We start from the raw sequence: 13605 nt of genomic DNA, 5'->3' as shown, positions 1-13605 counted from the left end.
GTTTATCTAATCGATAGCACTGTTTCAAACAGCGTGCTGGCAATCTGCATCACCTTGCCTGCCGCCTGGTAGGCTTGCTGGTAGCGGATCAGGTTGACTGCCTCTTCATCCAGGTTGACGCCGGATTCGCTTTGCTGCGCGGTAATCGATTGTGCCAGCAGCGCATCCTCGGCAGCGCCCGTGACTTGCAGCTCGCGAGTGCGATTGCCGATATAGCTGACCAACTGATTGAAGGTGTCCTGGTAAGACGCGGTGCCGCTGAGCATGGTCTTCGCGGTTTGCAAGGCAGCCAGCTGCAGCGCGTTGCGGTTATCGCCCGCGGCATTGCTGGTATTGGCCGCAATCGTGAACTGGTCGCCATCCGCAGGGGCGCCGCTCAGGCTGAAGCTGATGCCTGCCACGCTGATAGTGGCGCCGGCGCTGTACGGGACTGTGCTGCCTGCCGGGTAGGTCGTGGTGACGCCCGCGCTGGTGGTGACCGTGATGGCCTCGCCGGCGGGGAAGCCGCTCAGGTCGCCGCTGTTGTAGCTCAGGGTGAAAGGGCTCGCGAGCGGGGCGCTGGCGTAGCCGTTGCTCACTGTGGCGCCGCTGATCGCGCCGCTGCCGGTGTTGCCGCTCGCAGCCGAAGTCGCGATGACGGGTGCGCCGGCGGCGATGTCTGCGATCTGCTTGACTGCCACGGAGAGATCGGTCGCCGCATTGGCTGTCGGCCTGATGAGGAATTCATCGCCCGTGTTCATGGCGCCGCCTGCCAGGATGAAGCTGACGCCGTCTATCGTCTGCGGCAGGCTGCTGAAGGTTTGCACGGTATTGTCGCTGAGGCGGGTGACGATGTAGTTCGACCCGTCATAGCGCAGGCGGTAGTCGCTTGCCGTCAACAGGTTGGCATCGGTAATGCTGCTGGAAATATCGGCATTGCCGGTATTGCGGCTGCTGGCATTCACCTGCGGCGAGGGGATGTTGAAGAAATTGCCGCCCTGCACGTTGTTGTTGGTCAGGCCTTGCTGGTGCTGGGTATTGAACGATTGCGCCAGTGCGACGGCAATCTGCCCCAATGTATTCTGGGCCTTGTCCAGGGATTCGCGGCGGTATTCGATCAAGCCGCCGATCACGCCGCCCTGCAGGCTCTGCTCGGCGAGGATGGAGACGGTCGAGCCCACCTGGTAGGCGACTTCCAGCTTGCCCGGGTTGGTGGGCGAGTTGACCGTGGTGAGTGAATAGGAGGTCAGTCCGTTGACCAGCGGGATGCCGTTGCCGATGGAGATATTGTATTTGTTGCCGTCCTGCACCACGACGGTACCCTTGATTTCCTTGTTCAGCGCGAGCACCAATTGGTCGCGCTGGTCCAGCAGGTCGTTCGGCGGCTGGCCCGTGCTGGTCGCCGCCAGATCGATGGCTTCGTTGAGCCGCGCGATTTCCTTGGCGTAATGGTTGACCGTATTGACGCTGGCGGTAAGCTGCGAATTCACCGAACTCTGCATTTCCTGCAAGCGGGTTCCCAGGCTGTTGAAGCGGCTCACCAAGGCTTCCGCGTTGGATAGCATGGCCTGGCGCGACGCCGCGTCGTTGGGCGCTGACGACAGGTCGTTGATCGAGTCGAAGAAATCCTGGATCGCGGGGGAAATGCCTGCTTCCGAGTCGGCCAGCATGTTGTTGATCTGGTTGATATTGGAAAGCTGGGTATTGATCGAGCTGGCGATGGACTGGCTGTTGTTGATCTGGCGCGACAGCAAGTCGTTGTAGATGCGCTTGACCGTGTCGACCTGCGTTCCGTTGCCCAGATAGCCGAAACCCCAGTTCTGCGCCTGGCCGGTGGACTGCACGATCACCTGGCGCGAATAGCCATCGGTATTGGCATTGGCGATGTTGTGCCCTGTGACGCTGATGCCTACCTGGGCGGCATTGAGTGCAGTTTTGCCGATGTTGAATATATTGGACATGGGGCGTATCGATCAAGGTTACGTAAGTGGGTGAACGGCATAAAATTTGTAAACTTTAAGCGGCCGTGACGTTTTCGATCACCCGCCGCAACTTGCTGGCATATTGGGGATCGGTGGCATAGCCCGCGTCCTGCATCGCCTGGGCGTAGCCAGCGGGGCTGTCGGTATTGCCCAGTACATTCTCATAGCGCGGATTGTTGCGCATCATGTTGGCAAAGTCGCGGAACGAATCGGCATAGGAGTCATAGGCGCGGAATTTCTCGATGCGCTTTTGCGGCACGCCGTTGATATATTCGGTGGTGAGCGCGTCTACCGTCTTGCCTTTCCAGTTCGGCCCGGCCTTGATGCCGAACAGGTTGTTGCTGGCAGTGCCGTCGGCGCCTGTAATCTGGCGCTTGCCCCAGCCGGTTTCCAGGGCCGCCTGGCCCAGCATCAGGTGGGCGGGGATGCCGCTGTCCTGGCTGGCCGCCTCCGCATGCTGGCTCATCTGCTGCACGAATTCACGCGCATTCTGCGGCAGGGCTTGATTGGTGCTAGTGACGCTGGCCGCCGGCTGGCTCGCATTGAGCGGCATGCTTCTCGGAGTGGGGGCCAGGGAATCCAGCGCTTCCGGTGGCACGCTGGTCAGCTTCCCTTGCAACTGGCGGGCCAGCATGTCCGCAAGGCCGGTGCCGCGGTTGGCTATCTGCTGGCTGAGCTGCTGATCTAGCATTGAAGTAAAGGTGCGGCTTTGCTCGCTGTCGAACATGCTTTCCTTGGGCGTGGCGTCGCGCATGCTTTTCAGCATCATGTTGATCATCAAGGCTTCGAACTGCACTGCCGCGGCCTTGATCGATTCCGGGCTGTTGTCGCGCGCAGCGTATTTCAGGTTGTTCAGGCTGTTGGCATCGGCCGCCATCCTGCCGTTGATATCCGAATTGAGATTGTAGGCAGCCATGTCGCCGTGCTCCTAGATGATTTCCAGGTCGGCACGCAGCGAGCCCGCCGCCTTCATGGCCTGCAGGATGGCCAGCAGATCCTGCGGCGTGGCGCCGATGGCATTCAGCGCCTTCACCACGTCGGCAAGCGAGGTGCCCTTGTCCAGCTTGATGACCTTGCCCGGTTCCTTGTTGATTTCCACCTGGGAAACCTGGGTAGCCACCGTCTGCCCGCCAGAGAATGGGCCTGGCTGGCTGATGGCGGGCGCGGTGTTGATGACCACGGAGAGGTTGCCATGGGAAATGGCGCAATCGTCCAGTGTCACGGCCTGGTTCATTACCACGGAGCCGGTGCGCGCGTTGAGGATCACCTTGGCCGGGCCCTGGGATGGCTTGACGTCGAGGTTCTCCAGATTGCCGATGAAGGCAATCCTGTTGGTGTCCATGGGAGGCTGTACCTGGATCACGCGCCCATCGAGCGGCGTGGCGGTGCCATTGCCGAAGCGCTTGTTGATGGCGTCGACCACCATGCTGGCGGTGGAGAAATCTGCTTCCTTGAGCTCGAGCCTGATGGTACTGGTTTCGGTCAGCTGGCTAGGCACGGCGCGTTCCACGATGGCGCCGGCTGAAATGCGTCCTGCACCAAGGTGGTTGATCTGCGTGCTGGTGCCGCTGGCGCCGGCCCCAGCGCCGCCGATGACGAGGTTGCCCTGGGCCATGGCATACACTTGGTTGTCGGCGCCCTTGAGCGGGGTCATGAGCAGGGTGCCGCCGCGCAGGCTGCGCGCGTTGCCCATTGAGGATACCGTGACGTCCATGTTCTGGCCGGGCTGGGCGAAGGGCGGCAAGTTGCCGGTGACCATCACGGCGGCCACGTTGCGCAATTGCAGGTTGGTGCCGCTGGGCAGGTTGATGCCCATCTGCTGCATCATGCTGACGATGCTTTGCACCGTGAACGGGGTTTGCGTGGTTTGGTCACCCGTGCCGTCCAGGCCGACGACCAGGCCATAGCCGATGAGCTGGTTGGAGCGCACGCCCTGGATGGTGGTGAGGTCCTTGATGCGCTCCGCATCGGCCGGCAGGGCCAGCAATAAGGCAGCGAGTGCGGAGATCAGGGCGAGAGGGCGTGTAAGTGTCATGGTGTCAACCTTACAAAGGCACAAAGCTCAGGAAGAAGCGGGTGAGGATGGACATCACCTGGGCAGCGTCCATATTGCTGTTGGTGCGGTATTCAATGCGTGCGTCGGCAACGCGGCTCGAGGCGACTGTATTGCCGGCTGCGACATACATCGGGTCCACCACGCCTGAAAACCGCACGAATTCGGTGCCGCGGTCGAACGCCACCTGTTTCTCGCCGCTGACGACCAAGTGGCCGTTGGGCAGGACTTCCGTCACGGTGGCGCTGATGGTGCCGGTAAACACGTTGCGAGAATTGGATGCGGCGGCGTCGTCGTAGGAGTTGTCCGAGGCGGCATTGAAGCTTGCCTTGGGCACGTTGTGGCCGAACAAGCCGGTGATGCCGGCATTGACCGCGCCCGACTTGCTGGCGGAATTGGTACCTGACTTGGTGGCGGAAGTGTTCTCGGTGATGTTGATGACGATGGTGTCTCCGACCAGGCGTGCGCGCTTGTCTTCAAGTAAAGGGCGGTAGGTCGCCGGGCTGTAGATGCCGCCACTATTGTAGGCTGTTTGAACTGGCGCCACCGGGCGCGCAGTATTGGGGGCCTGCGTAATGGTCTTGGGGGTGACGGCGCAGCCGCTGCCGAGCAGCAACAGGCCCAATGCCAGCCAGGTCCTTGAAGAGATAAGCGATTGCATATATTGTCCTTTGCCGCCCATGTTCATGCCGGGATTACAGTTGCGACAGGCGTTGCAGCATCTGGTCCGAAGTGGAGATCGCCTTGCTGTTGATCTCGTAGGCGCGCTGGGTCTGGATCATGCTGACCAGCTCTTCCGCCACGTTGACGTTGGACGTTTCCAGGTATTGGTGTATCAGCAAGCCGGTGCCGTTCATGCCGGGCTGGTTGATGTTGGCGGCCCCGGAAGCGGCGGTTTCGATATACAGGTTCTCGCCGCGCGACTGCAGGCCGGCCGGATTGATGAAGGTCGCCAGCTGGAAGGTGCCGATCTGCACGGCATTGTTCGGATTGTCCGGCAACACCACGGACACCGTGCCGTCGCGCGCTACCGTGAGGCTCAACGCATTGGGGGGGACGATAATGGCAGGCTGCACGGTGAAACCGCTGGCCGTGACCAGCTGGCCTTGGTTATCTAGCTGGAAAGCGCCATCGCGGGTATAAGCTGTGGAGCCGTCAGGGAGCAATACCTGGAAGAAACCTTCGCCGCTGATGGCGACGTCCTTGTTGTTGCCGGTCTGCTGCAGGTTGCCCTGGATATGGATGCGCTCGGTCGCCACAGGACGTACGCCGGTACCCAGTTGCAGGCCCGAAGGCAGCTGGGTCTGCTGGGAGGATTGCGCGCCGGGCTGGCGGATGTTCTGGTAGAGCAGGTCCTCGAATACGGCGCGGGTTTTCTTGAAGCCGTTGGTGCTGACGTTGGCCAGGTTGTTGGCAATCACGTCCATCTGCGTTTGCTGGGCATCAAGGCCGGTCTTGGCGATCCATAGCGAACGTATCATGGTCTGCTCCTTTGCAATGGCAGCATCGGGCTGCCGGGATTCTGGAATTTAAGACTATGCTACTCCAGCACCGCTCAACTTAAACTGAAGATCTGACCCGCTTTTGTGGCGTTATTCTCCGCGTTCTGGATCAACTTGGTTTGCAGGTCGAACTGGCGCGCCTGGGAGATCATGTTGACCATTTCCTCCACGACGTTCACATTGCTGCCTTCCAGCGCGCCGCTTGCCACCGTCACCGTGGCGTCGGCGTTGAGGGGCTGGCGGTTCTTGGTTTCGAACAGGCCGTCCGTTCCGCGCACCAGGTCCGCGTCATTCGGGTTGACCAGCTTCAGCCGGCCTATGAGGTTGGTGAACAGCGGCACCACATTGGTGGCAACGGCGGAGACGGTGCCGTCATTGGCAATCGCAATCTTGGCCTCGGGCGGGATCGTGATCGGGCCGCCGTCGCCTACGACCGTGAGGCCGTCCTGGGTTTGCAGGACGCCGTTCTCGTTCAGCTTGAAATTGCCGTTGCGGGTGTAAGCCTCGGTGCCATCCGGCCTTTGCACCGCGAACCAGCCGCGGTCGCGGATGGCGACGTCGAGCTCGCGGCCGGTGGTGTTGATGACGCCACTGTTGAAATTCGTGCCTACCGTGGCATCGACAACGAATGCGCGGGTAGGCAGGCCGTCGCTCAATACCGGAACCGCACGGAAACTGTCTATCTGGGCACGGAAGCCGGTCGTCGTGGAGTTCGCCAGGTTGTTGGCCGTGGTCGATTGCTGCTCCATGATGTGTTTCAGGCCGGTCATGGCGGTATAGATCAGACGGTCCATGGTGGTTCCTTTCTTTTTAAATAGCGGCTATAAAACTCTGTTGGCGTTGTTGTCTTGCTGTACCGCTTGTACTGTCTGCGCCAGATTACTTCGCTGAGTTTGTCAGCCGCTTTTAATGGCTAATGGTTCGAATGGCTTTGCATTCTTACGTAGAAGATGGGCTGCCGCAGATAGTGCTTTTCGCACGGCAAGGCAGCCCAAGGCGGTTATACGCTTGAAGGCGAAACCATGTTCAATCAATCAACGCAGGTTGACCAAGGTCTGCATGATCTGGTCCTCGGTCTTGATGGTTTGCGCATTGGCCTGGTAGACGCGCTGCGCCGTGATCATATTGACCAGTTCAGCCGTCAGGTCGACGTTGGAATCCTCCAAACGGTAGGATTGCAGCACGCCCAGCCCGCCGGAGTTGGCGACGCCGACGATGGGAGGGCCGGACTCGGAAGTTTCAGCCCACTGGTTGTCGCCCAATGGCTGGAGGCCGTTGAGGTTGCGAAAATTGGCGAGGGCGACTTGGCCCAGTACCGTGCTTTGACCGTTGGAGTAGCGGCCGAGAATGGAGCCGTCGGATCCTATGCTGAAGCTCGACAGGCGGCCTGCGCTGTAACCATCCTGCCCGAGGTCGCTTTCGCTGAAGGAGTTTGCGAACTGGGTGCTGCCAGCCAGGTTCAGCGTGACCGACATGGGGGTGAGACCGCCGGTTCCGACCGGGATGCTGATGTTCGGGGTCGCTGGCGTTATCGTGGGATTGATACCCGAGCCGGTGAACACCATGGTGCCGACAGCGACGGGAGGCGTACCTACGGGCGTCTGGACGCCGTCTGCGCTTGCCATGATGCTCCATGTGGTCGTGGCAGGGGTGGCAGCAGTATCAACACCCGTCTTGAGGTAATACAGCTGCACCGCATGCGAATTGCCCAGCGAATCGAATACCTCGATCGGGGTCGAGTGGCTGTAAGTGCTGGGGTCGTTGATGTCGAACAGGTCTGGGTCCAGGATGTCCGCGCGTGAATCCAGGTTCAGAGGGCCGGTAATGGATGTGGTGGTGCGCGGGGCTAGGTCGGAAGCATCAATGCGCAGTTCAGTCAGGGCGCCGGTCTGGATTTGGCCGTTGACCAGGGCATATCCTGTCAGGCGCTGTCCGGACGCATTTTGGATATAGCCGTCCTTATCCAGCTGGAACTGGCCGTTGCGGCTGTAAGTGATGGTGCCGTTGTCGCTCATGCGGAAGAAACCGTTGCCGTTGATGGCCACGTCCAGCGGGTTTTGCGAGTTGGAAATGTTGCCTTGCGTGAACTGCTGGGTGATTGCGGCGATCTTGGTGCCGATGCCGATCTTGGACGCGTTGCCGCCGCCCAGGGAGTTGGCATAGACGTCAGCGAACTCCGTGCGTGATTGCTTGAAGCCCACGGTGCTCGCATTGGCAACGTTGTTGCCGATGACTTCAATGTTCTTGGAAGCGGCGTTGAGCCCGCTCAAACCCTGTTGGAAAGCCATGTTGTTCTCCTGGTGGTAGATACCTGGGTTGTGGTTAGAAAATCTGCTTGATCTGGTCTGTGGTAATTGCTGCCAAATTGCTCAGGTTGAGCTTGACGCCGTCGCTGCCGGTGGACACGCTCATCACCTGTTCGTAACTTAATGTGGTCGACGCAACGGTGCTGTTGCCCGTGGTGGCGGTCGCTTCGATGGTATAGCGGCCGTCTGTCAGTTTCGAGCCGTCGTCGCCATAGCCATTCCAGCCCAGGGGCGTGATGCCGGCTTGCTGGTTGGTCACGGTGATGGTTTTCACCACCGCGCCCGAGCTGTCCTTGATATTGACGGTGAGCTTGTCCGCACCGACGGGCAGCTCGACGCCGAAATAGGCAGCGGACTCGCCCTCGGTTTCGGTAGGGGCGAGATAGGTGCTGTTGCCTTCCACCAGTACAGTGTTGCCGATCAGGCTGGAAGCCTGCAGGGCCTGTGTCGCCTGCATGCTGCTGATGAAGGTGGACAGCGTGGCGTTCATCTTCTCGATCCCGGTTACGGTGGACAGTTGCGCCATCTGGCTCGTCACCTCGGCGTTGTCCATCGGGTTGAGCGGGTCCTGGTTCTTCATCTGCGCGATCAGCAGCTTCATGAACCGGTCCTGGGTTTCGGAAATGCTGCTGGCACTGCTGGTGGAGCTAGTGCCGTTCATGCTGGTGAGCAGTGAGTCGGAAATACCTGAGGTGCTTGCCATGATCGTTACTCGCTTTCAGGGTTCTTGAGGTTTATTGGCCGATGGTCAGGGTCTTGAGCAGCATGGATTTGGCCGCGTTCATGGTTTCAACATTGTTCTGGTACGACCTGGATGCCGAGATCATGTTGACCATCTCTTCGGTGACGTTGACGTTGGGCATGGCGACATAGCCGTTGGCGTCAGCCAGGGGGTGCTTGGGATCGTACTTGAGCTGCGGCGGCGCCTGGTCTTCCACGACCTGCTGCACCTTGACGCCTTGCGCATCGCCGTTGGGGTTCACCGGCACGGCGGAAAACACAATATGCTTGGCGCGGTAGGGCTGGCCGTTGGAGCTGGTCACGCTATCGGCGTTGGCCAGGTTGCTTGCCACGACGTTCAGGCGCTGGCCCTGCGCACTCATGGCCGACCCGGAAATATTGAATACATTAAAAAGTGACATTCACGTCTCCTTCAAGATTTAGGCAGCCGCCATTACTGGCCTTGTATCGCGGACAGCAGCTTCTTGATCTGTCCGCTGATCATGGTGGCGCTGGCTTCGTAGCGTAATGCGTTGTCGGCGAACTGGTTGCGTTCCACGTCCATGTCGACCGTATTGCCGTCGACGCTGCCCTGGATAATGGAGCGGTACAGCACGCCGTTCTGATGGCTGGCGGTGGCGGGAATATGGCCGGGATTGGTGGTGTCGGCTTTCAGTCCGCCGGAGGCGCCGGCAAGGGCCTGCTTGAAAGTGTCAGCAAAATTGATGTCGCGCGCCTTGTAGCCCGGGGTGTCGGCATTGGCGATATTGGCCGCCAGCAGTTCCTGGCGTTGCCCGCGCACGCGTAGCGCGGTTTCATGGAAATTGAGTGCGGCATCCAGCTTGTTCATCGTACAACCTCCCTTGCTAACGGCGGCGGTCAAGAAATGCGTGCGACTGCCGTTATTTCAGATGATTGCGAGTCTAGAACCTGTCGTGCAAATTCCATTGCATGAACAACGGGGAAATTCCCCTCTTGTTTCCTGCTTATGTACTTGCATGCCTCAGTAAAATGCACCTTGATCTGAATTCCAACCACTATCCTGAATGAATAGTGCCAACCCGGAGCCGAGGAGGGGTGCAATGAAGCGAGTATATATCACTGGGCGTATCGCTGCCTTGCTGATTGCTTGCCTGTGCGGGATGCCGGTGCATGCAGCGGCCAATCACCAGGATTTGACGCAGCTGCGGGTCCAGGTGGAGCAGTTCTTGTTGAGCCAGAGCGCGGGTTTGCCCGGCAAGGTGTCGGTATCGGCAGTCGCCGTGGACTCGCGCCTCAAGCTGGCAAGTTGCGACAACCTGCAGATGTCATTGCCCCCCGGCAGCAAGATCTGGGGACGGACCAGCGTGGGCGTGCGCTGCAATGCGCCGCAAGTCTGGACCATCTATGTACAGGCCAATGTGCAGGTCATGGCGGAATACCTGATTGCCGCAGGCCCGCTCGCGCAAGGGCATATTATTACCGAGCAGGACCTGGCCAAGAGCCAGGGGGATCTCGCCAAGCTGCCGCCCGGCGTGTTCACGGATGCGAGCCAGGCAGTCGGGCGGGCGGTATACGTGCCGCTGAGCGCAGGCACGGTGCTGCGGCAGGAGATGCTGCGCATATTGCCGGTCGTGCAGCAGGGGCAGAAAGTAGTGCTCAACACCATAGGCGAAGGCTTCAGGGTGTCGGCGGAAGGCACGGCGCTGAGCAACGCGGGCGAAGGCCAGCGTGTGAAGGTGAAGGTGGGCAACGGCCAGGTAGTCAGCGGACTGGCGCGCCAGGGCGGCTTGATTGAGGTCATTTTCTAGCGCAGTTTGCATAGCATACTCAAGGCGTTTTCGATACGGGCTTTGTGACTTTGGCAAAAGGCTTTAAACTTTTTTACTAAAGTTAACAAAAATGCCGCCGATAAGAGCAATATATCGGTATGCGGTTTTGCCGTAGATGAAACTAGCTTAAGGAATTGCCATGAAAATTGATGACGCACTTCAGAAAGCGGTTGCGCTTAGCAATGACAAGACTGAGAACAGGCATGCTCCTCGCACCAGCGAGACCAAGACGCCTGTTGCTGGCGAAAGTGTCACCTTGTCCCCCTTGGCTGCGCAATTGCAATCCATAGAAGCCGCCGGAGCCAATGAGCAAGTATATGACGCGGACAAAGTCAGCGCGATCAAATCTGCCATTTCCAGCGGCCAGTTCAGGGTTGACTCTGAAAAGGTCGCAGATGGCCTTATCAACACAGTAAAAGACCTGTTGACAGCCCAACGTTAAGGCTGCGCAGGAAGAAAGGGTATCCTGACATGTCCACAGCCAGCTTCGAGCATGAAATTGCATTGACCGATAACCTGCTGGAGCTTTTGAAGCGCGAGCAGGCTTGCCTGGTCAAGGTGGATGTGGATGCCATGGAAGGCTTGCTCAATGAAAAGTCCCGCGTCTTGCAGGACATCAACGCCACTACCCAGGCCCGTTACCAAGCGGTGGCTGCCTTGGGTTTCGGTACGGACGAGCGCGGCCTTGCCGCCTGGATCGCAGTCCAGGATGCAGCCATCCAGGAATCCTGGGGCAGGTTCCAGGGCCTGATAGACCAGGCCAAAGAGCTCAACCGCGTGAATGGCGTCCTGATCAACAAACAGTTCCATCGCAACCAGCAGGTGCTCGACACCTTGGGCAGGCCGCCTTCCGCAGGACAGTTCTACGGCCCGAACGGCCAGGCCAGTTCGGGGTCAGGTCTCTACAATGCTCATGCCTGAAACGCTAGCGCAAGGATAACGAAAAGCCGGGAGATTTCCCGGCTTTTTTATTGCTGGATATCCGCCGCTGCCTGGAGTTTCTCGGGTTTGCGGTAGAGCACCATGATAGAGACGCGGCGGTTCTGCGCGCGTCCCTCGGAGGTCTCGTTGTCAGCGACGGGTTGCGTGTCGCTATAACCGATCGCGCTGAGCCGTTCTGCGTCGATGCCGTTTTCTATCATCTTGCGTACTACGCTGGTGGCACGCATCGAAGACAGCTCCCAGTTTGAGGGAAACTGGGCATTGCTGATCGGGGCGTTGTCGGTGTGGCCTTCCACCTGGATGGCATACTGCTGGTCCGCCAGCACCTGGGTGATTTCATTGATGGGAGCATTTGCTTCCGTCTTGATGGCGGCCGAGCCTGCCTGGAACAGCACGCCGTCGGCAATGTCGATGCGCACGCCCCGGCTGGTCTTGCTGATGTTGATCTTGCCGTTCGTGGCCAGGCTGCCAAGTGTGCGGTTCAGGCTGGCAATCATGGCGCTGATGTTTTCCTGTTCCTGGCGCTGTTTTTCCTTTTGCAGACGTGCCAGCGGCAGGGCGTTGATCAATGAGCTGGTAGGCGGGGTCTTGAGGATATTTTTGCTGGCCGGGGACTGGGTGTCGGGCGGAGGGCTCGGCTCCTTGTCTGTCGGGGCGCCGCTGAATGCGCTGCCCAACGCGGAGGTGAGCTCCTTGTATTTTTGGTCGTTGACCGACGAGATGCCATACATGACCACGAAGAAGGCGAACAGCAGGGTAATGAAGTCGGCATACGAGACTAGCCAACGGTCATGGTTGTCCGGTTCGTCCTCAAATTTTCTTCTTCTTCCCATATCGCCCTGAGATCAGCGTAAGTACGCATTCAAGCGCTCTTCCACAATCTTGTGGTTCTCGCCATTCGCGATTCCCACCATGCCTTCGACCACCATTTCGCGGCGCGTGGTCTCCAATTGCACAAGCGCCTTGAGCTTGTTGGCGACGGGCAGGAAGAGCAGGTTGGCAAAGCCGACGCCGTAGATGGTCGCAACGAAGGCAATCGCGATGCCGCTGCCCAGCTTGCTTGGGTCGGAAAGGTTCTCCATGACGTGGATCAGGCCGAGTACTGCGCCCAGGATGCCGATGGTCGGGGCGTAGCCGCCGGCCGCTTCCCATATTCTGACCGCATTGCGTTGCGCTGCCTCATAGCGGTTGATATCCACGTTGCAGATATCGCGGATCTTCTCGGGGGGAGTGCCGTCTATCACCAGGCGCAATGCCGTTTTCACGAAGGGGTCCGGTTCCGAGTACATATGGTTTTCCAGCAGCAGGATGCCGTCCTTGCGCGCAATCTGACTCCAGGTACTGATGCGGCGCGCCAGCTTTTCCCTGTCGTCCGCCGGGGGCAACACCACCCATTTCAATAGACGTATCCCCTGGATGAAGAACACGGGGCGGGTTTGCAACAGCACCGCGCCTATGGTGCCGAACAGCACGATCATGAATGCGGCCGGCTGAATGAGCGAACTGAACCTGCCGCCTTCGAGCGCTTGTCCAAGCAGGATGCCGGCGAGGGCGAGGAGTATGCCGCCTAGGCTGCTCCAGTCCACAACTTCTCTTTCAGGTTGGCGCGCAGGCGTGCAACCGCCTGGGTGTGCAATTGGCAAACCCGGGATTCGGATACGCTCATGATGGCGCCGATTTCCTTGAGGTTCATTTCTTGTTCGTAGTAGAGGCCCATGAGGATTTTCTCGCGTTCCGGCAGCGAGTCAATGGCGTCGATCAATGCTTCGCGGAAGTCGGTGGAAAGCAAGGCCCTCAGCGGGTCTCCCGAGTCATCGGATTGATAGCGGTCCAGGAAGTGGTCGCCGCTGTCCTGCTCGCTGAAGTCTTCGTAATAGATGAGCTGGTGGCCGCTGCAGTCGTCCAGCATTTCATGGAAATCATCCATGGAAAGGTTGAGTTCGCGCGCAACTTCGCCCTCGGTGGGCGGTCGGCCGAGTTTCTGCTCCAGCTGGTGCACGGCCGTCTCGACATCGCGCATGTTCTTGCGCACGCTGCGCGGCAGCCAGTCGGCACGGCGCAACTCGTCGATCATGGAGCCGCGGATGCGCTGCGCGGCATAGGTCTCGAACTGCGCGCCATGGTTGTCTTCATAGCGGTTGGTGGCATCGAGCAGCCCCATCATGCCGGCCTGTATCAGGTCGTCGATGTCGACGCTGGCGGGCAGCTTGGCCTTGAGCTGGTAAGCAATTTTCTTGACCAGGCTTGCATGCTGCTTCAGCAGATCTTCCTTCGGGCTGGTTTTTCCATGCAAGGTGTACATCACTTGGG

At 59.4% G+C, this 13605-nt stretch carries 16 protein-coding genes; 3 read left to right on the top strand and 13 right to left on the bottom strand.

What is annotated here, in order from left to right; translation table 11 throughout:
• Window positions 1–2: 2 nt before the first annotated feature.
• The 10 genes from flgK to flgB form a co-directional block, all read right to left on the bottom strand.
• Window positions 3–1940 (bottom strand): flagellar hook-associated protein FlgK, encoded by a 1938-nt coding sequence (gene flgK / locus ACW4YW_RS10135; protein ID WP_457137419.1) that lies wholly within the window; start codon window positions 1938–1940, stop codon window positions 3–5.
• 55 nt (window positions 1941–1995) lie between these two features.
• On the bottom strand, window positions 1996–2877 hold the full coding sequence (gene flgJ, locus ACW4YW_RS10130) for a flagellar assembly peptidoglycan hydrolase FlgJ (RefSeq protein WP_457137418.1): 882 nt from the start codon (window positions 2875–2877) through the stop codon (window positions 1996–1998).
• A 12-nt stretch (window positions 2878–2889) separates the two neighbouring features.
• On the bottom strand, window positions 2890–3996 hold the full coding sequence (locus ACW4YW_RS10125; RefSeq protein WP_457137417.1) for a flagellar basal body P-ring protein FlgI: 1107 nt from the start codon (window positions 3994–3996) through the stop codon (window positions 2890–2892).
• Window positions 3997–4006: 10 nt separating this feature from the next.
• Window positions 4007–4675, bottom strand: coding sequence for a flagellar basal body L-ring protein FlgH (locus ACW4YW_RS10120; protein WP_457137416.1), 669 nt, complete (start codon window positions 4673–4675; stop codon window positions 4007–4009).
• 34 nt (window positions 4676–4709) lie between these two features.
• Window positions 4710–5495, bottom strand: a complete 786-nt coding sequence (gene flgG / locus ACW4YW_RS10115) for a flagellar basal-body rod protein FlgG (protein WP_309566543.1) — start codon at window positions 5493–5495, stop codon at window positions 4710–4712.
• A 74-nt stretch (window positions 5496–5569) separates the two neighbouring features.
• Window positions 5570–6310, bottom strand: a complete 741-nt coding sequence (flgF, locus tag ACW4YW_RS10110) for a flagellar basal-body rod protein FlgF (RefSeq protein WP_407993866.1) — start codon at window positions 6308–6310, stop codon at window positions 5570–5572.
• 240 nt (window positions 6311–6550) lie between these two features.
• Complete coding sequence (gene flgE / locus ACW4YW_RS10105; protein WP_457137415.1) at window positions 6551–7804, bottom strand: flagellar hook protein FlgE; 1254 nt, start codon at window positions 7802–7804, stop codon at window positions 6551–6553.
• Window positions 7805–7838: 34 nt separating this feature from the next.
• Window positions 7839–8525, bottom strand: a complete 687-nt coding sequence (locus tag ACW4YW_RS10100) for a flagellar hook assembly protein FlgD (protein ID WP_457137414.1) — start codon at window positions 8523–8525, stop codon at window positions 7839–7841.
• A gap of 31 nt (window positions 8526–8556) precedes the next feature.
• On the bottom strand, window positions 8557–8964 hold the full coding sequence (gene flgC, locus ACW4YW_RS10095) for a flagellar basal body rod protein FlgC (protein ID WP_309566538.1): 408 nt from the start codon (window positions 8962–8964) through the stop codon (window positions 8557–8559).
• Between the two features lie 32 nt (window positions 8965–8996).
• Window positions 8997–9392, bottom strand: a complete 396-nt coding sequence (flgB, locus tag ACW4YW_RS10090; protein WP_309566537.1) for a flagellar basal body rod protein FlgB — start codon at window positions 9390–9392, stop codon at window positions 8997–8999.
• Between the two features lie 232 nt (window positions 9393–9624).
• Here flgB and flgA point away from each other — a divergent pair, with 232 nt between their 5' ends.
• From flgA to ACW4YW_RS10075, 3 genes are all read left to right on the top strand, one after another.
• Window positions 9625–10332 (top strand): flagellar basal body P-ring formation chaperone FlgA, encoded by a 708-nt coding sequence (gene flgA / locus ACW4YW_RS10085; RefSeq protein WP_457137413.1) that lies wholly within the window; start codon window positions 9625–9627, stop codon window positions 10330–10332.
• Window positions 10333–10492: 160 nt separating this feature from the next.
• Window positions 10493–10795 carry a flagellar biosynthesis anti-sigma factor FlgM gene (flgM, locus tag ACW4YW_RS10080; RefSeq protein ID WP_457137412.1) on the top strand — a complete coding sequence of 101 codons (303 nt, stop codon included), beginning with the start codon at window positions 10493–10495 and terminating at the stop codon, window positions 10793–10795.
• Window positions 10796–10824: 29 nt separating this feature from the next.
• Complete coding sequence (locus ACW4YW_RS10075) at window positions 10825–11274, top strand: flagella synthesis protein FlgN (RefSeq protein WP_457137411.1); 450 nt, start codon at window positions 10825–10827, stop codon at window positions 11272–11274.
• 47 nt (window positions 11275–11321) lie between these two features.
• On the opposite strand, the gene motD is transcribed toward ACW4YW_RS10075, so the two are convergent.
• From motD to ACW4YW_RS10060, 3 genes are read right to left on the bottom strand one after another with little or no spacing between them, the layout of a single operon-like run.
• Window positions 11322–12128 (bottom strand): flagellar motor protein MotD, encoded by an 807-nt coding sequence (gene motD, locus ACW4YW_RS10070; RefSeq protein ID WP_457137410.1) that lies wholly within the window; start codon window positions 12126–12128, stop codon window positions 11322–11324.
• Window positions 12129–12140: 12 nt separating this feature from the next.
• Window positions 12141–12881 (bottom strand): flagellar motor protein, encoded by a 741-nt coding sequence (locus ACW4YW_RS10065; protein WP_457137409.1) that lies wholly within the window; start codon window positions 12879–12881, stop codon window positions 12141–12143.
• Window positions 12863–13597 carry an RNA polymerase sigma factor FliA gene (locus ACW4YW_RS10060; RefSeq protein WP_457137569.1) on the bottom strand — a complete coding sequence of 245 codons (735 nt, stop codon included), beginning with the start codon at window positions 13595–13597 and terminating at the stop codon, window positions 12863–12865. The genes ACW4YW_RS10065 and ACW4YW_RS10060 overlap by 19 nt, the downstream gene beginning before the upstream one ends.
• Between the last annotated feature and the right edge of the window lie 8 nt (window positions 13598–13605).

It is taken from the genome of Methylobacillus pratensis (assembly GCF_054072455.1).
Note: the sequence above shows the minus strand (reverse complement) of the source record. Positions and strands in the feature narration are given on the sequence as shown.